Origin of the sequence: Streptomyces sp. WG7 (assembly GCF_049975785.1) — a bacterium.
In the GTDB taxonomy this organism is placed as follows: Bacteria; Actinomycetota; Actinomycetes; order Streptomycetales; family Streptomycetaceae; genus Streptomyces.
Genome location: NZ_JBNGGE010000044.1, coordinates 1 through 20,289 on the forward strand (window position 1 = coordinate 1; position 20,289 = coordinate 20,289).

At 72.7% G+C, this 20,289-nt stretch carries 17 protein-coding genes, 3 tRNA genes and 1 pseudogene; 12 read left to right on the forward strand and 9 right to left on the reverse strand.

All coding sequences use genetic code 11. The features are described 5' to 3' along the window. The 5 genes and pseudogenes from ACP4J0_RS30780 to ACP4J0_RS30800 all read left to right on the forward strand — a co-directional run. Positions 1–904 (forward strand): annotated as a pseudogene (locus ACP4J0_RS30780) (DNA polymerase III subunit gamma and tau); the annotation flags it as partial. Positions 905–1,024: 120 nt separating this feature from the next. Continuing rightward, on the forward strand, positions 1,025–2,278 hold the full coding sequence (purD, locus tag ACP4J0_RS30785) for a phosphoribosylamine--glycine ligase (protein WP_426602005.1): 1,254 nt from the start codon (positions 1,025–1,027) through the stop codon (positions 2,276–2,278). A gap of 298 nt (positions 2,279–2,576) precedes the next feature. Beyond that, positions 2,577–4,865: a hypothetical protein gene (locus ACP4J0_RS30790; protein ID WP_426602006.1), complete on the forward strand. Its 2,289-nt coding sequence runs from the start codon at positions 2,577–2,579 to the stop codon at positions 4,863–4,865. A 305-nt stretch (positions 4,866–5,170) separates the two neighbouring features. After that, positions 5,171–6,673 carry a N,N-dimethylformamidase beta subunit family domain-containing protein gene (locus ACP4J0_RS30795; protein WP_426602007.1) on the forward strand — a complete coding sequence of 501 codons (1,503 nt, stop codon included), beginning with the start codon at positions 5,171–5,173 and terminating at the stop codon, positions 6,671–6,673. Between the two features lie 165 nt (positions 6,674–6,838). Further along, entirely contained in the window at positions 6,839–7,747 is a 909-nt protein-coding gene (locus ACP4J0_RS30800; RefSeq protein WP_426602008.1) for a phosphoribosylaminoimidazolesuccinocarboxamide synthase, read from the forward strand. 58 nt (positions 7,748–7,805) lie between these two features. On the opposite strand, the gene ACP4J0_RS30805 is transcribed toward ACP4J0_RS30800, so the two are convergent. The 8 genes from ACP4J0_RS30805 to ACP4J0_RS30840 form a co-directional block, all read right to left on the reverse strand. Then, a tRNA-Gly gene (locus ACP4J0_RS30805) sits at positions 7,806–7,878 on the reverse strand. A gap of 58 nt (positions 7,879–7,936) precedes the next feature. After that, positions 7,937–8,551 carry a response regulator gene (locus tag ACP4J0_RS30810; RefSeq protein WP_426602009.1) on the reverse strand — a complete coding sequence of 205 codons (615 nt, stop codon included), beginning with the start codon at positions 8,549–8,551 and terminating at the stop codon, positions 7,937–7,939. Beyond that, positions 8,548–10,041 (reverse strand): sensor histidine kinase, encoded by a 1,494-nt coding sequence (locus tag ACP4J0_RS30815; protein WP_426602047.1) that lies wholly within the window; start codon positions 10,039–10,041, stop codon positions 8,548–8,550. The genes ACP4J0_RS30810 and ACP4J0_RS30815 overlap by 4 nt, the downstream gene beginning before the upstream one ends. An 86-nt stretch (positions 10,042–10,127) precedes the next feature. Next, positions 10,128–10,943 carry an ABC transporter permease gene (locus tag ACP4J0_RS30820; RefSeq protein ID WP_426602010.1) on the reverse strand — a complete coding sequence of 272 codons (816 nt, stop codon included), beginning with the start codon at positions 10,941–10,943 and terminating at the stop codon, positions 10,128–10,130. Then, a complete protein-coding gene (locus tag ACP4J0_RS30825; RefSeq protein ID WP_426602011.1) occupies positions 10,940–11,971 on the reverse strand; it encodes an ABC transporter ATP-binding protein in 1,032 nt (343 codons plus the stop codon). The genes ACP4J0_RS30820 and ACP4J0_RS30825 overlap by 4 nt, the downstream gene beginning before the upstream one ends. Positions 11,972–12,128: 157 nt before the next feature. Continuing rightward, positions 12,129–12,201, reverse strand: a tRNA-Gly gene (locus tag ACP4J0_RS30830). An 80-nt stretch (positions 12,202–12,281) separates the two neighbouring features. After that, positions 12,282–12,353: transfer RNA gene (locus ACP4J0_RS30835), tRNA-Gly, on the reverse strand. Positions 12,354–12,586: 233 nt separating this feature from the next. After that, on the reverse strand, positions 12,587–12,904 hold the full coding sequence (locus ACP4J0_RS30840) for an Lsr2 family protein (RefSeq protein WP_398134142.1): 318 nt from the start codon (positions 12,902–12,904) through the stop codon (positions 12,587–12,589). Between the two features lie 340 nt (positions 12,905–13,244). On the opposite strand from ACP4J0_RS30840, the gene purS reads away from it, so the two are divergent. From purS to purL, 3 genes are read left to right on the forward strand one after another with little or no spacing between them, the layout of a single operon-like run. Beyond that, positions 13,245–13,517 carry a phosphoribosylformylglycinamidine synthase subunit PurS gene (purS, locus tag ACP4J0_RS30845; RefSeq protein ID WP_053133538.1) on the forward strand — a complete coding sequence of 91 codons (273 nt, stop codon included), beginning with the start codon at positions 13,245–13,247 and terminating at the stop codon, positions 13,515–13,517. Further along, positions 13,514–14,194: a phosphoribosylformylglycinamidine synthase subunit PurQ gene (gene purQ, locus ACP4J0_RS30850; protein WP_426602012.1), complete on the forward strand. Its 681-nt coding sequence runs from the start codon at positions 13,514–13,516 to the stop codon at positions 14,192–14,194. Before purS ends, purQ begins: the two co-directional genes overlap by 4 nt. Beyond that, positions 14,191–16,449 (forward strand): phosphoribosylformylglycinamidine synthase subunit PurL, encoded by a 2,259-nt coding sequence (purL, locus tag ACP4J0_RS30855; protein WP_426602013.1) that lies wholly within the window; start codon positions 14,191–14,193, stop codon positions 16,447–16,449. The genes purQ and purL overlap by 4 nt, the downstream gene beginning before the upstream one ends. Positions 16,450–16,500: 51 nt before the next feature. Here the strand turns inward: purL and ACP4J0_RS30860 are convergent, their stop codons facing one another. Continuing rightward, positions 16,501–17,079, reverse strand: coding sequence for a Uma2 family endonuclease (locus ACP4J0_RS30860; RefSeq protein ID WP_426602048.1), 579 nt, complete (start codon positions 17,077–17,079; stop codon positions 16,501–16,503). Between the two features lie 134 nt (positions 17,080–17,213). Between ACP4J0_RS30860 and ACP4J0_RS30865 the strand changes: the two genes are divergently transcribed. The 4 genes from ACP4J0_RS30865 to ACP4J0_RS30880 are packed head-to-tail and all read left to right on the forward strand — an operon-like array spanning position 17,214 to position 20,232. Continuing rightward, positions 17,214–17,717: an ArsR/SmtB family transcription factor gene (locus ACP4J0_RS30865; RefSeq protein ID WP_426602014.1), complete on the forward strand. Its 504-nt coding sequence runs from the start codon at positions 17,214–17,216 to the stop codon at positions 17,715–17,717. A 28-nt stretch (positions 17,718–17,745) separates the two neighbouring features. Then, a complete protein-coding gene (locus ACP4J0_RS30870) occupies positions 17,746–18,582 on the forward strand; it encodes a M23 family metallopeptidase (RefSeq protein WP_426602015.1) in 837 nt (278 codons plus the stop codon). A 9-nt stretch (positions 18,583–18,591) separates the two neighbouring features. Further along, a complete protein-coding gene (locus ACP4J0_RS30875; RefSeq protein WP_426602016.1) occupies positions 18,592–19,389 on the forward strand; it encodes a sterol carrier family protein in 798 nt (265 codons plus the stop codon). A 45-nt stretch (positions 19,390–19,434) separates the two neighbouring features. Then, positions 19,435–20,232, forward strand: coding sequence for an META domain-containing protein (locus ACP4J0_RS30880; RefSeq protein ID WP_426602017.1), 798 nt, complete (start codon positions 19,435–19,437; stop codon positions 20,230–20,232). Positions 20,233–20,289: the final 57 nt, after the last annotated feature.

The following is a 20,289-nucleotide window of genomic DNA, read 5'->3' on the forward strand; positions in this document are numbered from 1 at the left end:
GTCGGTGACCGCCGCGGCGTCTCCGTCAGCGCCCGCGCCCGGCGCCTGGCCGACCGCGGCTCCCGCCGGTGGCGGGCGGCGCCCTGGAGGGTGGCCCACGGCGGCACCGGCGGGCGGCGGTCAGCCACCCCGGACGCCCGCCGCCCCCGGTCCTTCCGCGGCCTCTGCACCGGCACAGGCCCCGGCACCGGCAGTCGAGCCGACCGCCGCGTCTGCACCCGCACCCACCCCCACCCCCTCTTCTCCGGCGCCGGGCGCCGGAGTCGACCCCCGCACGATCTGGCCCAACATCCTGGAGGCGGTCAAGAACCGCCGCCGGTTCACCTGGATCCTGCTCAGCCAGAACGCCCAGGTGACCGGCTTCGACGGCACATCCCTCCAGATCGGGTTCGTCAACGCCGGCGCTCGCGACAACTTCCTGAGCAGTGGCAGCGAGGACGTGCTGCGGCAGGCCCTGGCCGAGCAGTTCAACGTGCAGTGGAAGGTCGAGGCGGTCGTCGACCCCTCCGGCGGCTCGGCACCCCCGCCCCCCGCCGGGTCCTCCGGCGGCTACGGCGGTTCCGGTGCCGGTGGTGGCGGCTTCGGCGGTGGTGGCTTCGGCGGCGGTGGCGGTGCCGGTGGCGGCTTCGGGGGCGGCGCGCCCGTACAGCGCCCGTCGGCGCCGTCGCCCGCGGCCCCGCCTCCGGCTCCCGCGCCGTCCGCGCCCACCGCGCCGGAACCGGCGTCCGGCCCGTCGTCCGCCCCCGCGCCCCGGCCCCCGGCGCCCGAGCCGCGCCCGGTGTCCCCGGAGGACGACGTCCCCGAGGACGACGACCCCGACCTCGACGAGTCGGCCCTGTCCGGCAAGGAACTGCTGGTACGGGAGCTGGGCGCGTCGGTGGTCGAGGAGATCCCGCACGAGTAGGCGGGGGCGTGCGGAGCCGGGGGCCCGAGGCCTGTACTGGAGGAACGCACAAGCCTCCGCGCCCCGCCGCTTCGGAAGCCCGCACAAACCGCTCCGGCGCGTTCCCATTAGGCTGGCCCCGTGAAGGTCCTTGTCATCGGCGGCGGCGCCCGCGAACACGCCCTGTGCCGTTCCCTGTCCCTCGACCCCGACGTCACCGCGCTGCACTGCGCACCCGGCAACGCCGGTATCGCCGAGGTCGCCGAACTGCACCAGGTCGACGCCCTCGACGGCGCGGCCGTCACCGCGCTGGCCACGAGGCTCGGCGCCGAACTGGTCGTCGTCGGACCCGAGGCGCCGCTCGTCGCCGGGGTCGCCGACGCCGTGCGCGAGGCGGGCATCCCGGTCTTCGGCCCCTCCGGGCAGGCGGCGCGGCTGGAGGGCTCCAAGGCCTTCGCCAAGGACGTCATGGCCGGCGCCGGCGTCCCCACGGCCCGCTCGTACGTCTGCACCAACCCGACCGAGGTCGACGCCGCCCTCGACGCCTTCGGCGCCCCCTACGTCGTCAAGGACGACGGGCTGGCCGCCGGCAAGGGTGTCGTCGTCACCGAGGACATCGAGGCGGCCCGCGCGCACGCGAACGCGTGCGACCGCGTCGTCATCGAGGAGTTCCTGGACGGCCCCGAGGTCTCCCTCTTCGCCGTCACGGACGGCGAGAACGTACGCCCGCTCCAGCCCGCCCAGGACTTCAAGCGGGCGCTCGACGGCGACGAGGGCCCGAACACCGGTGGCATGGGCGCGTACTCGCCGCTGCCGTGGGCCGACCCCAAGCTGGTCGACGAGGTCGTGCACAGCGTCCTCCAGCCGACCGTCGACGAGATGCGCCGCCGCGGCACCCCGTTCTCCGGCCTGCTCTACGCCGGTCTCGCGATCACCTCGCGCGGCGTCCGCGTGATCGAGTTCAACGCCCGTTTCGGCGACCCCGAGACCCAGGTCGTACTGGCCCGCCTGAAGACGCCGCTCGCCGGTCTGCTGATGGCCGCCGCCACCGGCAACCTCGCCGACCTGGAGCCCCTGCGCTGGAGCGACGAGGCGGCCGTCACCGTGGTCGTCGCCTCCCACAACTACCCCGGCACCCCGCGCACCGGTGACCCGATCACCGGCCTCGACGAGGTGGCCGCCGAGGACGCCCCGCACGCCTACGTCCTGCACGCCGGCACCCGCGGCGAGGGCGACGCCGTCGTCAGCGCCGGAGGCCGCGTCCTGTCCGTCACGGCCACCGGCGCGGACCTCACCGAGGCCCGCGACCGCGCCTACCGGGCCGTCGCCCGCATCGGCCTCGACGGCTCCCAGTACCGTACGGACATCGCGGCGAAGGCAGCCGCAGGAGCCTGACCCGGCTCCGCGGGACACCCGCGCGCACCGAACCCGACAGGCCCCGGCTCCGTCTCAGGAACCGGGGCCTGATCCTTGCTCTCAGTCATCCACCTTTCCCCAAAGCCATTCCATCGAGTGACCGATGCGCCATACGGCTGACGGGCGTGAAGGCCCCAACTAGGGTGCCGCGCAAGCGTTCCGGCACTTGGCCCACCGGCATTGCGATGTCAGTGGCGGGTGCCACAGTGGGGGAATGAACGAGAGCCGGAGAGCAGCGCGAACGTCCAGGGCAGCAAGGAGGGGGTGAGGTCCGGCCGTGACCGGTATCGGTGGTGTGGAGATGGGCGCGCAGGCCGCGCGCTCCCGGGCAATGGCCGTGCTGCGCATCCGCAGCCGGGCGCTGGCCGTCGCCCTGTTGCCCGCCGCCGCGGCCGTGATCCTGCTCGTGGGCGGCTCCACCGGGCACCTCGCGGGCGGGGGCTGGGACGTCGTCCGCTGGACCGTGTCCGTGCTCGCGCTTCTCGTCCTGGCGGCCGGCGCCTCGGTCGCCCTGGTCGTCGCCCGTTCCCGGCCCGCCGTCACCCCGACGGTCACGATCGCCGAGGAGTCGGCGCCGGACCTCTACCGGATGGTGCGTGACCTGGCCGACCGGCTCGACGTCCCCGCCCCCTCCGCGATAGCGCTCACGCCGGACTGCGACAGCTGGCTGGAGGACCGCACCCACCGGGCGCACGGCCCGCCGCCCGCGGAGGAGCACGACGACGTGGCCGGTACGGGCGGCCCCGTCCACCGCCGGTCCACCGCCGCACCGGTCCTCGTCATCGGCTCACCCTTCCTGTGGTGGATGCGCGTCGGTGAGCTGCGCGCCGTCCTCGCCCCGGTCGTCGCGGGTACGGGGCCCTCGGCGCACCCCGACATAGCCGCCGCCCGCCGCTTCATACGCGGGCTGGACGCCGCGGTGGCGGTGGCCTCCACGGGCGGGCGCGGCCCCCTGTCCCGCGCGGTGCGCGCGGCCCTCGGTTGGGTGTCCCGGCTCCTGCTGCGCAGCTGCCGTGTCCACGCGGCCGAGATGGAGCGTGGGGTCGCGGCGGCGGCCGCCGAGCGTGCACAGGCTGTGGACTACGGCCTGCGGATCGTCGCGCAGGAGCAGGTCGGGCTCGCGTACGCGGGCTGGGACCGCCTGCTGACCCGGGTCGCGCTGCCCGCCTGGCGGATGGGCCGCTGGCCCGCCCGGCTGGACGTGGGCGTCGTCGCCGCGCTCACGGAGCTGTCCCGCCGCGACCGCCTGGCGGAGGGCTTCGCCTCCCGGCTGGGTGAGCGTCCCGCCTGCGACCTGCTGGAGGAGCCCGGGGCGATGGACGAGGCGGTCTCCCTCCTCGCCGCCCGCCTCTTCCACGGAGGGCCCGCCGAGACGGGCCCGGACTGGGCACCGGTGGGGTGGGACGAGTATCCCGAGGAGGTCGTCGACCGGGCCTGGCGCACGGACGCGGCCCGTCTCCACCGCGTCCTGGACGCCCTGGGCGTCCGTCGCGCTGCCGAAGGCGCAGCGCCGGGCACCGACGGCCCCACCCTGGCCCGCGTTCTGGACCACCTCACGACCTCGTCCACCCCGGCCGCCGACGGACCCTCGGACCCACGGGAGACGGTCGCCGCGATCGACACGGGGATCGGACCCGGACCGGAAACCGAGCCCGGGACCGGGCCTGGCGGCTGGGCCGGGCGCGGGTCCGGTGGCGAGACCGACGCGCGGACCGTTGAGGGGCGGCAGACCGCTGAGGGGCGTACGGGGTCCGGCCCGGCGGCCAGGGCCGGGTCCGGCGCGGAGCCCAGCGGGGCGCCCAGGGCTGGGACCGGCGCTGAGCCCGGGACGGGCACCGGCACCGAGGAGTCGCCCCGCGCCGAGGCCGGGACCCGCGCCGACGCCGGAAGTCACACCGACGCCCGGACCACCGGCTCCGGCTCCGGCTCCGGCACCGATACCGACACGAGGGACGACGCCGGGGCCGTGTACGCGTCGTACGGCGAGCGCGACGCTCACACCAACCGTCTCGGCGCCCACGATGACGCGGACGCCCCCCGGGCCCAAAGCGACGCAGACGCCCCCCACGCCCCCCGCGCCCCCCACGCCCACTCGGGCCACCACCCCGCCGACGTCCATGACGATGACGACCTCGCCGGCACCACCGCCCGCGGTGCCGCCCTGGCCGCCGGGCTCAGTGCCCAGCTGGCCCGCGAGGAGGCGGAGGCGCAGCCGACCGGAGCCCAGCCGTCCGCCTCCGGGGCAGCCGCGGGACCGACCGGCCCCGACACCGCTCTCTGGGCAGATGGCGCGCTCCCTCTCTTCCCCCTGCAGCCCCCGCGCACCGGCCGCGAGATCCTCACCGCCCACATCACGGCGATGGTGTGCTGCGCGGCGATGGACACCGTCGGCGCCGCCCCCGGCCTCGACTGGCTCGACGGCCCGTCCCTCCTGGTCAACGGCGCCCGCGCCGCGGATCTGGCCCCCCACGTCCGCAGCCTCGTCGAGACCGGCGACCCGGGGCCCCTGCGCGACTGGATGAACGAGCTCGGCATACGCCCGGAAAAGCCCGTGCGCCTGGTCTGACCCTCCCCGGCCCGGCCCGGCCCTCCCCAAGCCCGACCCCGCCCGACCCCGCCCGGCCCCGCCCGGCCCGGCCCCCGGGCCCCGACCCAGGTCCCCACCCGTCCCACCCGCCCCACCCGCCCGAACACCGCCGTACGAAGCCGCGTCGGACCGCTGAACCGGACCCCCTGATTCCACTTTCGGCCACTTCGCAACGAACCGTGACAGCACGCGCGCGAAATGTGATGTGCTGGGACCGATCGCGCACATGGCAAAGGCGTTCGTCATACGCACGACCGCGGGGGCACGAGGGAGGGGACTGTCCCATGGGGCCCGAGCAGATCCGCCGCTGGGAGTCGGGAGCGCTCGCGCACGCCGTGACGGATCCCTTCGGACAGGGGCCCGTCCCCTGGCTGCGCGGCGGCGAGACGTACTTCGGCGACACCGGCCAGGTCGTCGCCTGGTACGCGGACCAGGACGCCGTACCGGACCCGGACGGCAGGACCGGTACGAAGGACCGACGGCGGCGCACCGACGGCGGCGGCCCACGCGCCGCCGACGACGTCCGCCGCCAGATCAAGGGCTTCACCGCGACCGGAGCCGCCGCCCCCGGCGAGGCCATCGACTTCCACATCACCGTCGACCCTCCCCAGGAGTTCAGCGTCGACGTCTACCGGATCGGCCACTACGGCGGTGACGGCGCCGCCAAGATCACCACCAGTCCCCGCCTGTCCGGCATCGTCCAGCCAGCGCCGCTGACCGCCGACCGCACGGTCTCCTGCCACCACTGGTGGCTCTCCTGGCGGCTGCAGATCCCGTCGTACTGGAACATCGGCGCGTACGTGGCCGTCCTCACCACCGCCGACGGCTACCGCTCCCACGTGCCCTTCACGGTCCGCGACAGCCACCCGGCCGACCTGCTCCTCGTGCTGCCGGACATCACCTGGCAGGCGTACAACCTCTATCCGGAGGACGGCCGCACCGGCGCCAGCCTCTACCACGCCTGGGACGAGGACGGCCGGCTGCTGGGCGAGGCAGACGCCGCGACGACCGTCTCCTTCGATCGCCCGTACGCGGGCGCGGGGCTGCCGCTGCACGTCGGCCACGCCTACGACTTCATCCGCTTCGCCGAGCGCTACGGCTACGACCTCGCCTACGCCGACGCCCGCGACCTGCACTCCGGCCGCGTCGACCCGACCCGCTACCGGGGGCTGGTCTTCCCCGGCCACGACGAGTACTGGTCCGCCGCCATGCGCCGCACCACGGAACTCGCCCGCGAGCACGGCACGTCCCTGGTCTTCCTCTCCGCCAACACCATGTACTGGCAGGTGGAGCTGGCGCCGTCCCCGTCCGGCGTCCCCGACCGCCTGCTGACCTGCCGCAAGCGCCGGGGCCCGGGCCGGCCGGTGCTGTGGCGGGAGATCGACCGCGCCGAACAGCAACTCCTCGGCATCCAGTACGCCGGCCGCGTCCCCGAACCGCACCCGATGATCGTCCGCAACGCCGGTCACTGGCTCTGGGAGGCCACCGGCGCCCACGAGGGCGACGAGATCGAGGACCTGGTCGCAGGCGAGGCCGACCGCTACTTCCCGCGCGCCGCACTCCCCGAGCACGACGAACGGGTCCTGCTCTCGCACAGCCCGTACACCGACGTCGACGGCGCCCGGCGGCACCAGGAGACGTCGCTGTACCGGGCCCCGTCGGGCGCCTGGGTCTTCGCCTCCGGGACGTTCGCCTGGTCTCCGGCCCTGGACCGCCCCGGCCACGTCGACCCACGTGTCCAGCGCGCCACCGCCAACCTCCTGGACCGCATCTGCAAACGCGACTGACCCGCCACCCCCGGCTCGCCACCCCGGCCCGTCCGGCCGGACCCCATAGCCCCGGACTCCGGACCCCGTAGCCCCGGACTCCGGACCCCGGACCCGCCCCCCTGTCCCCGGCACTCCGGACGTACGGGAGAATCGAGTCATTGGACAGAACCACGGGGAGGAACCGTGTCCGGATTCGTTGAAAAGCCCGAGCCGATCCAGGTTCCGGGTCTGGTGCATCTGCACACCGGCAAGGTGCGCGAGCTGTACCGGAACGAGGCGGGCGACCTCGTGATGGTCGCCAGCGACCGCATCTCCGCCTACGACTGGGTACTGCCGACCGAGATCCCCGACAAGGGCCGCGTCCTCACCCAGCTCTCCCTGTGGTGGTTCGAGCAGCTCGCCGACCTGGCCCCGAACCACGTCCTGAGCACCGAGCTGCCCCCCGGCGCCCCCGCCGACTGGGAGGGCCGCGCCCTGGTCTGCAAGTCCCTGCGGATGGTCCCCGTGGAGTGCGTGGCCCGCGGTTACCTCACCGGTTCCGGGCTGGCCGAGTACGACGAGAGCCGTACCGTCTGCGGCCTCGCCCTCCCCGAAGGCCTCGTCGACGGCTCGGAGCTGCCCGCCCCGATCTTCACCCCGGCCACCAAGGCCGAGGTCGGCGAGCACGACGAGAACGTCTCCTACGAGGAGGTCGCCCGCCAGGTCGGCGCGGACACCGCGGCGGCGCTGCGCCAGGCGACCCTGGCCGTCTACTCCCGTGCCCGGGACATCGCCCGCGACCGGGGCGTCATCCTGGCGGACACGAAGTTCGAGTTCGGCTTCGAGGCCGGGCACCCCGAGAACCTGGTCCTCGCCGACGAGGTCCTCACCCCGGACTCCTCCCGCTTCTGGCCGGCCGACCAGTGGCAGCCGGGCCGCGCGCAGCCGTCGTACGACAAGCAGTTCGTCCGGGACTGGCTGACCTCGGCAGAGTCCGGCTGGGACCGTCGGAGCGAGCAGCCCCCGCCGCCGCTGCCGCAGCAGGTCGTGGACGCGACCCGCGCCAAGTACGTGGAGGCCTACGAGCGCCTGACCGGCCTGAGCTGGTCGTAGACACGCCGAGGCGAACACGGGAAAGCCCCCGGCCGGAACCGGGGGCTTTCTCGTACGGAGCGAACGACGAGGTTCGAACTCGCGACCTCAACCTTGGCAAGGTTGCGCTCTACCAACTGAGCTACGTTCGCACTGCGCCGTGGACTTCGTCCTGACTCGGTCATGGACTTCGCCGTGGCGCGACAGCCACTATACCCAACCCCGCTCCCGCGCGAGCCGCACCGCCGTGTGCCGGTTCTCCGCCCCGAGCTTGCTCGCGGCCGACGACAGGTAGTTCCGTACGGTCCCCTCCGCGAGCGCGGCGCGGTCGGCGATCTCCGCGATGGGTGCCCCGTCGGCGGCGTGCTCCAGCACCTCGGCCTCGCGCGCGGTCAGCGGCGAATCCCCGGCGGAGATCGCGTCGGCTGCCAACTCCGGGTCGACATAGCGGTTTCCGGCATGCACGGTGCGGATCAGCTCGGCGAGCCGCTGGGCGCTGACCGTCTTGGGGACGAACCCGCGCACACCCGCCGCGAGCGCCCGCTTCAGGTGCCCGGGCCGTCCGTGACTGGTCACGATCAGCACCCTGCAGGCGGGCAGCTCTGTCCGCAGGGATGTGGCGACCTTCACACCGTCCGCGCCGGGCATCTGGAGATCCAGTACGGCGACGTCCGGTGCGTGCGCCCGTGCCATCGCCAGCGCCTCCGGACCGGTGGCCGCCTCGGCGACCACGACGAGGTCGTCCTCCAGGGACAGCAGGGCCGCCAGCGCCCCGCGGATGAGGTGCTCGTCGTCGGCGAGCAGCACGCGTACGGGGGTCGTCACGACGCGACCTCCAGCACGGCCTCGGGCCCGGTCTCGGCCCTGGCCTCAGTCCCGGCCCCAGCCCCAGCCCCGGCCTCGGGCTCAGTCCCGGCCTCGGCCCTGGCCCCAGCCCTGGCCCCAGCTCTGGGCCCAGCACCAGCCCCGGCCTCAGTCCCGGCCCCAGCCCTGGGCCCAGCACCAGCTCCGGCCTCAGTCCGGGCCTCGGCCTCAGTCCCAGCCCCGCCGCCGGCCGACGGCAGCGGCACCTCGGCCGTGAGCCGGAACACGCCCTTGCCGGCGCTCCCGGCCTCCAGCGTGCCGTCCACGGCGGACAGCCGTTCCCGCAGCCCCGCGAGCCCGGAGCCGCCCGACACGGCGGGGCGGTCCGACGCGGCGGAGCCGCCCGCGCCGCCCGCGCCGACGGCGGGACTCGTCCCGGTCGCGTCCGCCACTCCGTCGTTCTCCACCGTCAGCACCACACGTCCCTCCGACATCCGTACCACCACGGCGACCTTCTCGGCGTCCCCGTGCCGCAGCACGTTCGTGGTCGCCTCCCGCACCACCCAGCCGAGCGCCGACTGCACCTCGGCGGGCAGCCCGGACGTCTCGCCGCGCACCTCGCAGTCGATCCCGGCCGCGGTGAGCACGCCCCGGGCGCCGGTGAGTTCGACCTCCAGGTCGGCCTCTCGGTAGCCGCGGACGACGTCCCGCACCTCCCGCTGCGACTCCTGGGCGATGCGCTGCACCTCGATCATCTGCTCCACCGCTTCGGGCCGGCCGCGCCGGGACAGCTGGACGGCCAGTTCGCTCTTGAGCGCGATCACGGCCAGGTTCCGCCCCATCACGTCGTGCAGGTCCCGGCCGAACCGCAGCCGTTCCTCGGCGACCGCGAGCTGGGCGCGGGTCTCCTTGGCCTCGTCGAGCGTGTAGACGGCGTTGAGCAGCCAGACGGAGAAGATCGAGGTGAAGGCGAGGAACCCGCCGGCCACCAGCACGAGGCCCGCCACGGCGGCCGAGGCGATGCCCGGCATACCCAACGGGAACGAGACGACACCGGCCCCCAGCGCGAAGCCGCCGACGACGGCGACCACGCGCCGCCGGTTGCGCACGCCGAGCGCGAGGGTGCCGGCGCCGAAGCACAGGACGCCTCCGAAGACGGATCCCGCCGCGGTGTCCACTCCGTCGCCGCCCGGTCCGCGCTCCGCGATCCCGACCGCGCCGATCGCGATCACCGCCGTGAGCGCGGCGAGCGCCCACAGCAGTCGCAGGGGCTGCGCACGCCGGCCGCGCGTCCAGTCCAGTGCCCGGGAGGAGAAGAGCATGCAGACCGCGGCGTGCAGGACGACCAGCAGGGACAGCCCGGTCGCGAGCCGGGGCCCGACCTGGTCGAAGGCCGACAGCCCGATCGTGAGGACCTCGATGACCCCGAAGAAGTGGAACGACCACCGGGTGTACGTCTCCACTTTCGCTGGTGTGCTCTTCCGCCCCCACCAGCGCCTTGGCCTGCGCATGCCCTCGCTCGCCCCGCTCTCCCTGATCCCGGCCTTGGTCCCGGCCTTGGTCCCGGCCCCGGTCCCGGTCCCGGTCTTCCCGTACGTCAGTGCCGTGGCTCCCAGCGGAACCACCGCCGTACAGCAAACACCGCGACCACGGTCCAGGCCACCGCCGTGGCCACGGCGCCCAGCGCCTCGTACGCCGACAGGTCACCGGTCCAGCCACCGCGCACCAGGGTGACGACGGGCGTCAGCGGGAGCAGCTCGCAGACGGAGGCCAGCTGGTCGGGGAACAGCTCCAGCGGGACGAACATGCCGGAGCCGAGCATCGAGACCATCGTGAACGGCAGCGGCGTGACCTGCGCGCTCTCGCCGGTCCGGGTGAAGCTCGCGGTGACGGCGGCGAGCGCGGCGCTCATCACGAGCCCGAGCAGCAGGCCGAGGACGGCCAGATGGGGCGCGGAGGGCGCGGACAGGTCCAGCAGGACGAAGCAGCCCACCGCCAGCAGCAGGCACTGCAGGAGCCCGCTGAGGACGGCCGGCATCGCCGACCCGCTCAGTATCTCGACGTCCCGCAGCTCGCCGGTGCGCAGCCGCTTGAGGACGAGTTCCTCGCGCCGGACGACGAAGACGCCGACGAGGGCCGTGTAGACGGCGAACAGCAGCGAGAAGCCGATCGCGGCGGGCAGCACGAGCGTGCCGGTGGTCAGTCCGGCCTCGGCGAGGTCCATCTCCTTGGACGCCGACCAGACGCTGACCGGCAGCACCAGCGGCACGAACAGCGAGGCGAAGAGTGTGCCCTTGGTCCGTCCGAGCAGGGTCAGTTCGGCGCGGGCGAGGGCGGCCATGCGCCCCAGCGGCGTGGTGCCCGGGGTGTTCGTGGCGCGCGCCGCGGACTGCCTGGTGGTCGTGGCGCTCATGCCGTGTACTCCTTCGTCTTCGTCCCCTTGGCCGTCCCCTTGGCCGTCCCCTTGGCCGTCCCCTTGGCCGTCCCCCCGGTCGCTCCCTCGGCCGTCCTCGCGGACGCCTCCTTCGCGATCTCCAGGAAGGCCTCCTCGAGAGACGCCGACCGCACGTCCAGGCGGCGCAGCTCCACGCCTGCCTGCCCGGCCCACACCAGCAGCCCGGTGGCCGCTCGCTGCAGTTCGTGGGTGCGCAGCCTGACCGTCCGGCCCTCGACCTCGTGGCCGCTGACGCCCAGCTCGTCCAGCGGCGGCAGATCGCCGACGAAGTAGCCGTCGGGCAGCTCGAAGGAGATCCGGGAGGGCCGCTCGGCGGTCACCTCGGCCGGGGTCCCGGTGGTGGCGATCCGGCCCTCGTGCATGATCGCGAGCCGGTCGGCGAGGTTCTCGGCCTCCTCCAGGTAATGCGTGGTCAGCAGCACCGTCGTGCCGCCGTCGCGCAGCGCGCTCACCAGCTCCCAGGTGTCCCGGCGGCCCTCGGCGTCCAGTCCGGTGCTGGGCTCGTCGAGGAAGAGCACCTCGGGGTCGCCGAGGAGAGCGAGCGCCAGGTCGAGGCGGCGCCGCTGGCCCCCGGACAGCTGCTTCACGCGGGTGCCGGCCTTGGACTCCAGCCCGACCACCCCCAGTACCTCCATCGGCGGGCGGGCCCCGCTCACGCATCCCGCCCACATCCGGGCGGTCTCGGCGACGGTCAGCTCGGACGGGAAGCCGCCCTCCTGGAGCATCACCCCGGTGCGGGGCCGTACGGCGTCCCGCTCGGTGTACGGGTCGTGCCCGAGGACGCGCACCCGTCCGCCGGCCGGGGCGGCGAGGCCCTCCAGCAGTTCGACCGTCGACGTCTTGCCGGCGCCGTTGGTGCCCAGCAGTGCGAACACCTCTCCGCGGCGCACGGAGAAGTCGATCCCGCGCACGGCCTCGAACCCGCCCCCGTACACACGCCGAAGGTCGGTGACCTCAATCACGTGTTCGTGTCCGTTTGATTGCATGCCTCAAGCATTCCGGCGCCCCGGGCCGGACGACAGTGCGGCCCGTCATCACCCGGCATGACAAATGTCAGACGGGCCGCCCGCACTCCCGCGGTGGATCCCGGTCATGGGCACACGAAGAGACCCCGGTCCTCGGAGGACCGGGGTCTGATTCCCGAGCGGACGACGAGGTTCGAACTCGCGACCTCAACCTTGGCAAGGTTGCGCTCTACCAGCTGAGCTACGTCCGCATTGCCCCCGACCGGCCTTCACCGATCGGTGCGAGCACCAGCTTACCTGATCGACTTGCGTGATCGGTACGGCGATGCAGAGCGGGTGACAGGAATTGCACACTGCGCCTTCCTCCTGGAAGGAGGATGTTCTACTACTGAACTACACCCGCATGTTCCGTGAGCTGGGCTTTTCGGCCCCGCCCCTCGGCGTGCTCCAGACTTTAGCTGATCACCCGGGGTGCTGCGCAAGTCGGTTGCCGCGAGGGGCGGTAGAGCGGCCGCCGAGGGAGCAGCCGAGGAGCAGCCGAGGAGCAGCCGAGGAGCGGTCGAGCGGCGGCCGGCCACCCCGGCCGCACGGAACGGCTGATCGCGTGCCGTGCGTCGGGGTGGGCCCGAGGCGGGCTCACTGCGCCTCGGCGAACGCCTCGTACACCTTCTTCGGGATCCGGCCCCGCGCGGGCACGTCCATCTTGTTCGCCTGCGCCCAGGCCCGGACCGCCGCCGGGTCGGGGGCGACCTCCGTCTGCCGGTACGCCTTGCCGGAACGCGACCGCTTGCGGCCGGCCGACACGTACGGCTCGAGCGCCTTGCGCAGTTCCCGGGCATTGGTTTCGTTCAGGTCGATCTCGTACATCCGGCCGTCGACACCGAAGGCGATCGTCTCCGCCGCTTCCGAGCCGTCGATGTCGTCAAAGAGAGTGACTACGACACGCTGCGCCACGAATATCGGTCCCTTCGTGCGGCATCTCCGCCATGACGTGCCAAGACGCCGCGATGATGCCGACTGTTCGCCTGTAATTGGGCAAAGTATCGGCTAATGACATTTCATTTGTACAGTGCCCGGCATTGCATTGGGAAGCCCGACTAAATCTCTCCGCGTGTCCTCCGCGCAATAGGCGTCCAGGATCGATCCGGGATCTTTCCCGAAGCTTTTCGTGGCCACCTCCCCCCGATACACGATCGTGACAGGGCTCACGTAGTTTCCTCCAAGGCTACGCGCGTAGAAAATTTGTACGGGTAGTCTGAAGGGACCTGCTCAGCACCACACACCGGGAGTGCCAGTGGCACGCGTCGTAGTCGACGTCATGCTCAAGCCGGAGATCCTCGACCCCCAGGGCCAGGCGGTGCAGCGCGCACTGCCGCGGCTGGGTTTCGAGGGGATCTCGGACGTACGTCAGGGAAAGCGATTCGAACTGGAAGTGGACGGGCCGGTCGACGACGCCGCCCTCGCCCGCATCCACGATCTTGCGGAATCCTTCCTCGCCAACACCGTGATCGAGGACTTCACCGTCAAGGTCGAGTCCGATGACGTAGTCGCGGGGGCCGTGAAGTGACCGCTCGTATTGGCGTCGTCACTTTCCCCGGCAGTCTCGACGACCGGGACACGCAGCGCGCGATCCGCGTCGCCGGCGCCGAACCCGTCGCCCTCTGGCACAAGGACAAGGACCTCAAGCAGGTCGACGCCGTGGTGCTCTGCGGTGGTTTCTCCTACGGCGACTACCTGCGCGCCGGTGCCATCGCGCGCTTCTCGCCGGTGATGGACACCGTCATCGACCAGGCCAAGGCCGGGCTGCCCGTCCTCGGCATCTGCAACGGCTTCCAGATCCTCACCGAAGCGCATCTGCTCCCCGGCGGCATGCTGGGCAACGACCACCTGCACTTCATCTGCCGCGACCAGAAGCTGCGGGTGGAGAACGCGGACACCTCCTGGACCAGCGACTACAGCGCGGGCCAGGAGATCCACATCCCGCTGAAGAACATGGACGGGCGCTACGTCGCCGACCGGCGCACGCTGGACGAGCTGGAGGCCGAGGGCCGCGTCGCCTTCCGCTACCTCGACGTCAACCCCAACGGCTCGCTCAACGACATCGCCGGCATCACCAACGCCGCCGGGAACGTCGTCGGCCTCATGCCGCACCCCGAGCACGCCGTCGAGCCGCTGATCGGCACCGGCCGCACCGACGGCCTCCCGTTCTTCACCTCGATCCTCAAGAAGCTGGTCAACGCATGAGCCGGACGCCTCTGGACACGGTCGAACACGCGGCCGCGACCCCCGACGTCGAGCTGCCCTGGGCCGAACTGGGCCTGAAGAAGGACGAGTACGAGAAGGTCGTGGAGATCCTCGGCCGCCGCCCCACCGGGGCGGAGCTGGCCATGTACTCCGTCATGTGGTCCGAGCACTGCTCGTACAAGAGCAGCAAGGTCCACCTGCGCCAGTTCGGCGAGAAGGCCCCCGAGTCCGACGCGATGCTCGTCGGCATCGGCGAGAACGCCGGTGTCGTCGACGTCGGCCAGGGCTACGCGGTCACCTTCAAGGTCGAGTCGCACAACCACCCCTCCTACGTCGAGCCCTACCAGGGCGCGGCCACGGGCGTCGGCGGCATCGTCCGCGACATCATCGCGATGGGCGCCCGCCCGGTCGCCGTCGTGGACCCCCTGCGCTTCGGCGCCGCCGACCACCCCGACACCAAGCGCGTCCTGCCGGGCGTCGTCGCCGGCATCGGCGGCTACGGCAACTGCCTGGGCCTGCCCAACATCGGCGGCGAGGTCGTCTTCGACGCCTGCTACCAGGGCAACCCGCTGGTCAACGCCGGTGCCATCGGCGTCATGCGGCACGAGGACATCCACCTCGCCAAGGCGTCCGGCACGGGCAACAAGGTCATCCTCTACGGGGCCCGCACCGGCGGCGACGGCATCGGCGGCGCGTCGATCCTGGCTTCCGAGACCTTCGACGACGCCAAGCCCTCCAAGCGCCCGGCCGTCCAGGTCGGCGACCCCTTCCAGGAGAAGCTCCTCATCGAGTGCACCCTGGAGGCCTTCAAGGAGAAGCTGGTCGTCGGCATCCAGGACCTGGGCGCCGCGGGCCTGTCCTGCGCCACGTCCGAACTGGCGTCGAACGGCTCCGGCGGCATGCGCGTCACCCTCGACGACGTCCCTCTGCGCGACTCGACCCTCTCGCCCGAGGAAATCCTCATGAGCGAGTCGCAGGAGCGCATGTGCGCGGTCGTCGAGCCCGGCAAGGTCGACCGCTTCCTGGAGATCTGCGAGAAGTGGGACGTCATCGCCACCGTCATCGGTGAGGTGACCGACGGCGACCGCCTGGAGATCTACTGGCACGGCGGCAAGATCGTCGACGTCGACCCGCGCACGGTCGCGCACGAGGGCCCGGTCTACGAGCGCCCCTACGCCCGCCCGTCCTGGCAGGACGAGCTCCAGGCCGACGACGCGAACAAGCTGCCCCGGCCGGAGACGTCCGACGAGCTGAAGGACCAGGTCCTGAAGCTGGTCGCCTCCCCCAACCAGGCGTCCAAGCAGTGGATCACCCAGCAGTACGACCACTTCGTGCAGGGCAACACCGTTCTCGCCCAGCCCGAGGACTCCGGCATGATCCGCATCGACGAGGAGTCCGGCCTCGGCGTCGCCATCGCCACCGACGGCAACGGCCGCTACGCCAAGCTCGACCCGTACACGGGCGCGCAGCTGGCCCTCGCGGAGGCCTACCGCAACGTCGCCACGACCGGCGCCAAGCCCCTCGCGGTCTCCGACTGCCTGAACTTCGGCTCGCCCGAGGACCCGGCGGTCATGTGGCAGTTCGCGGAGGCCGTGCGCGGCCTGGCCGACGGCTGTCAGCAGCTCGGCACCCCGGTGACCGGCGGCAACGTCTCCCTCTACAACCAGACGGGCGAGGCCGCCATCCACCCGACCCCGGTGGTCGCGGTCCTCGGCGTCATCGACGACGTGGCCCGCCGCACGCCGGTCGCCTTCCAGGAGGACGGCCAGCTGCTCTACCTCCTCGGCGACACGCGTGAGGAGTTCGGCGGCTCGGCCTGGTCCCAGGTGATCCACGACCACCTCGGCGGCCTGCCGCCCAAGGTCGACCTGGAACGGGAACGCCTCCTCGGCGAGATCCTGATCTCCGCCTCCCGCGACGGCATGATCGACTCCGCGCACGACCTGTCCGACGGCGGTCTGGTCCAGGCGGTCGTCGAGTCGGCGCTGCTCGGCGGGAAGGGCGCGCGTCTGGTCGTACCGGACGGCCTGGACGCCTTCACCTTCCTCTTCTCGGAGTCGGCGGGCCGCGCGGTCGTCGCCGTCCCGCGCTCGGAGGAGCTCCGCTTCAACGACATGTGCGGTGCCCGGGGCCTGCCGGCCACCCGCATCGGTGTCGTGGACGGTGACGCGGTGGAGGTCCAGGGCGAGTTCACGCTCCCCCTGGCCGAGCTGCGCGAGGCCCACGAGGGCACGATCCCGGCGCTGCTCGCGTAGCAGGTCCGCACGGCCGAGGTCCCGTCCGGCTCCGGGCGGGACCTCGTCGTCTCACCGCACGTAGGTCTTGAGGATCTCCGTGTCGAGCTCGATGCCGACCGGGTCGGGAAGGGGCACCGTCTCGCCGAACTTGGCGACTCGGATGCTGCGGTAGCCGCCGACCCGCCGGTCCGGGGAACTGCGCACCGTGACCGTGCCGGAGTCCCGGTCGATCAGGAGGTACAGGGGGATCCCCGCCTGCCCGTACGCGGCCGGCTTCTCGTGCCGGCTCCGCCGGTCCGTGTCCGAGTCGTACGAGGTGACCTCGACGACCATGAGCGCTCCGGCCGGGTCGGCCCACTCGCCGTGCCCCGCGAAGTGGGCCTCGGGCGCGAGCACGGCGTCCGGCCGCGCCCTGCTCTGCCGGTACGCGTCGACCCGTAGGCCTTGCGTGCCGTACAGATCCACGTCGGGCCGGGCCTGCATACAGCGCTTGGCCAGCCAGGACACGATGGTGTTGTGATCCCCGTCCGTCATCGGCTTGACCTCGATCCGTCCGTCTATGAACTCCAACGTGACGGTCTCGGGAGCGGCGGAAGCGATCGTTTCGAACTCGTCCACCGACATCTGAGACGTGTGCTCGGCGGCCATAACCGTCTGTTGCACTTCCTTCCAGGCGCGGACCAGTGTTTCCGGGGCTGCGCGCTCCCGGGCTGCCTTTTGCAGTTAGACACACGTACGAGTGGCTCTTGCGCGAGATTACGTAGCTACGTAATCTCGTACGAGTGGAGGAACTGGAACAACGCGTAGCCGACCTCGAACGGCGCCTCGCCGCCCTGGAAGCCACCGACCGGCCCGCACCTCGCCCCAAGGAGGGCGACCTCTGGGCCCTGGAAGGGCTGAAGGAGCAGCTCACCGAGCTGGGTGCGGAGGCCGGCGGCGTCCTGTTCACCGGCTCGGTACGCCTGCCGTCCGGTGAGCAGTACGCATGGCAGCACGGCGCGCTCACCGACGGCCTGATGGACGCCGACTGGGCCGAGTCCGCCGACGCGTTCGCCGCGCTCGGGCACCCCGTCCGGCTGCGGCTGCTGCGCGAGGTCCTCGGCGGCCGGCGCACCGCCGCCGAGCTGGCCGAGCTGGACGGGATGGGCACGACCGGTCAGATCTACCACCACCTGCGCCTGCTCACCGGCGCCGGCTGGCTGCACACCACCGGCCGGGGCCGCCACGAGGTGCCGCCGGGGCGGGTCGTACCGCTGCTGGTGGCGCTGTCGACCGCGCGGAACTGACCGGGATCGTCATGAGCAAGGGGGAACGATGTCTGTACGCAAAATCGCCATGACCACCTTCCGGGTGCTGCAACTCGCCTTCTTGGCCCTGGTGGCCGCCGACGTCCTCATCGGCCTGGGCCATCCCTTCTGGCTGAACTGCCTGCCGCTGGTCCTGGCGTACGTCCTGATCACCGTGGTCAACCGCTGGGGCGGCGGCGCCCCCGACGCTCCGGGCGTCGCCCGTGAACCCGTCGAGACCGGCCCGCCCGTCACCGGCCGCTGGTCCGCGCTGAACAGCCCCGCCGACCGCACCCCGAGCCACGGCGTCCACGCCTACGGCCAGACCTTCGCCATCGACCTCGTCGCCGAGCCGGAGCCCGGCGCCCGTCCCGGCTTCCGCGTCCTGTGGCCGATCGCCCGCCGCAATCAGTACTTCCCGGCGTTCGGCGCACCGCTGCTCGCGGTGGCCGACGGCACGGTCGTCCGAACCCACGGCACCCAGCGCGACCACCTGAGCCGCAACTCGCTGCCCGCGCTGCTGTACCTGATGCTCGTCGAGGGCTCGGTCCGCGAGCTGGGCGGGGTCCGTCGGATCGTCGGCAACCATCTGGTGCTGGACCTCGGCGGCGGCACGTACGCGATGTACGCCCACGTGCGACGCGGTTCGTTCGCCGTCCGCGAGGGCGACCGGGTGCGCGCCGGGCAGATGCTCGCCCGGTGCGGCAACTCCGGCAACTCCACCGAGCCGCACGTCCACTTCCAGCTGATGGACGGCCCCGACCCGGACACCGCCCGGGGCGTTCCCTTCACCTGGCACGGCATCGGCGTCCCTCGCAACGGCGAGATATTCGACGCGCCTTCGCCGACGACCGCACCCGCATAGGCTCATCCCATGCCCCCGGCCAGAAAACGCCTCCGCGCCTACGACCCCGCCCGCACCCGCACCGCCGTGCTCGCCCAGTTCGGCAGCGTACGGGCGGCCGTCCGCACCCTCACCCCCGAGCAGCTCGCGCTGCCGACGCGGCTCGGGGAGTGGACCGTGCGGGAGCTGGTCGCGCACGTCGGGGCGGTGCTGACGGCCGTGGACCGGCTGCTCGGGGAGCCCGAGCCCGCGCGGCAGGACGGGCGGCTGCTCGACTGGCCGTTCGCGATCGCCGCCGACGCGGACGCCATCGCCGCGACCGCCCGCGGACTGGCGGCGGAGCACCCGGACCCCGACGCCCACCTCGCCGACGTCGAGCGGCGCTTCACCGAACGCCTCGACGCCCACCCGGGCAGCAGGCTGCTGCCCACCGGCGCCGGTGCCCTGCCGCTCGCCGACTACGTCGTCACCCGCACCGTCGAGCTGGTCGTCCACACCGACGACCTGAACGACGCCGTGCCCGGCCTCGACATCCCGTACGACCGGCAGGCGCTGGCCGCCGCGACCCGGCTGCTGGCCGACGCGCTCGCCGTGAAGGCGCCGGGCGGCTCGACGGAGGTGCGGATTCCGCCGTACGCCGTCGTGCAGTGCGTCGAGGGCCCCCGGCACACCCGCGGTACCCCGCCCAACGTCGTCGAGACCGACCCGCTGACCTGGGTCCGCCTGGCGACCGGGCGGCTGGCCTGGAAGGACGCCGTGGACGACGCGCGGGTGACCGCGAGCGGGGAGCGGGCCGACCTCGGAGAACTGCTGCCGTTGCTCAGCTGAGCGGGCGGAGGGGAACCAGACCCTCCGCACCTCCGTCGGATCGGCATGTACAGGCAGAAGCAGCAGCGCAGCAAGACCCAGACCCTGTCCCTGACCGTGGCCGCCGTCGCCGTGCTCGTCCCCCTCGCGGCGGCCTGCGGCAGTGAGCAGGCCGACGGCGGCAGCGGCTCCGTCGGCGCGGGCGAGTCCGTCACCGGCGTCCGGTGGAGCATCGACTCCGTCACCGTGGACGGCACCACCCACCAGGCGCCCGCCTCCGCGCGGGTCCGGATCGACGACCGCGGGGAGGCGGCCGGCAGCACCGGCTGCAACACCTTCAGTGCCCGCGCCGACGTCGACGGCGAGCGCGTCCGGCTCAGCGACGCCGTGTTCACCGAGAAGGGCTGCGCGGACACGCCCGCCGGCTTCGAGAAGTCGCTCGGTCGCGCCCTCGACGCCGAACTCACCGCCAGGACCCGGGGCGAACGGCTCACCCTGACCACCGCCGGCGGCGACACGGTCGAGCTCAGCAGGCAGGAGGACGCGCCCCTGCACGGCACGAAGTGGACCGTCACGACGCCCGGCCGGGAGGGCGGCACCCACCTCACCTTCGACCGCGACGCGAAGACCGTCGCCGGCCGCCTGCCCTGCAACCACGTCAACGCCGAGGCCACTGTCCGCGACGGACATATCACCCTCGGCACCCCCTCCACCACCCGAATGATGTGCGAAGGTTCACTCATGGACGCCGAGAAGCGGATACTGCGCTTCTTCGGCGACCGGATCGAGTACCGCATCGATCATGAAATCCTCACGCTGACCAGCAAGGACGGCGACACCGTCCGGGCCGTCGCCGAGCAGTGAGCCACGCGTGAGCCCATGTCCCCAATTCGGACCAGTGGTCGACCTCGCCTACACTCG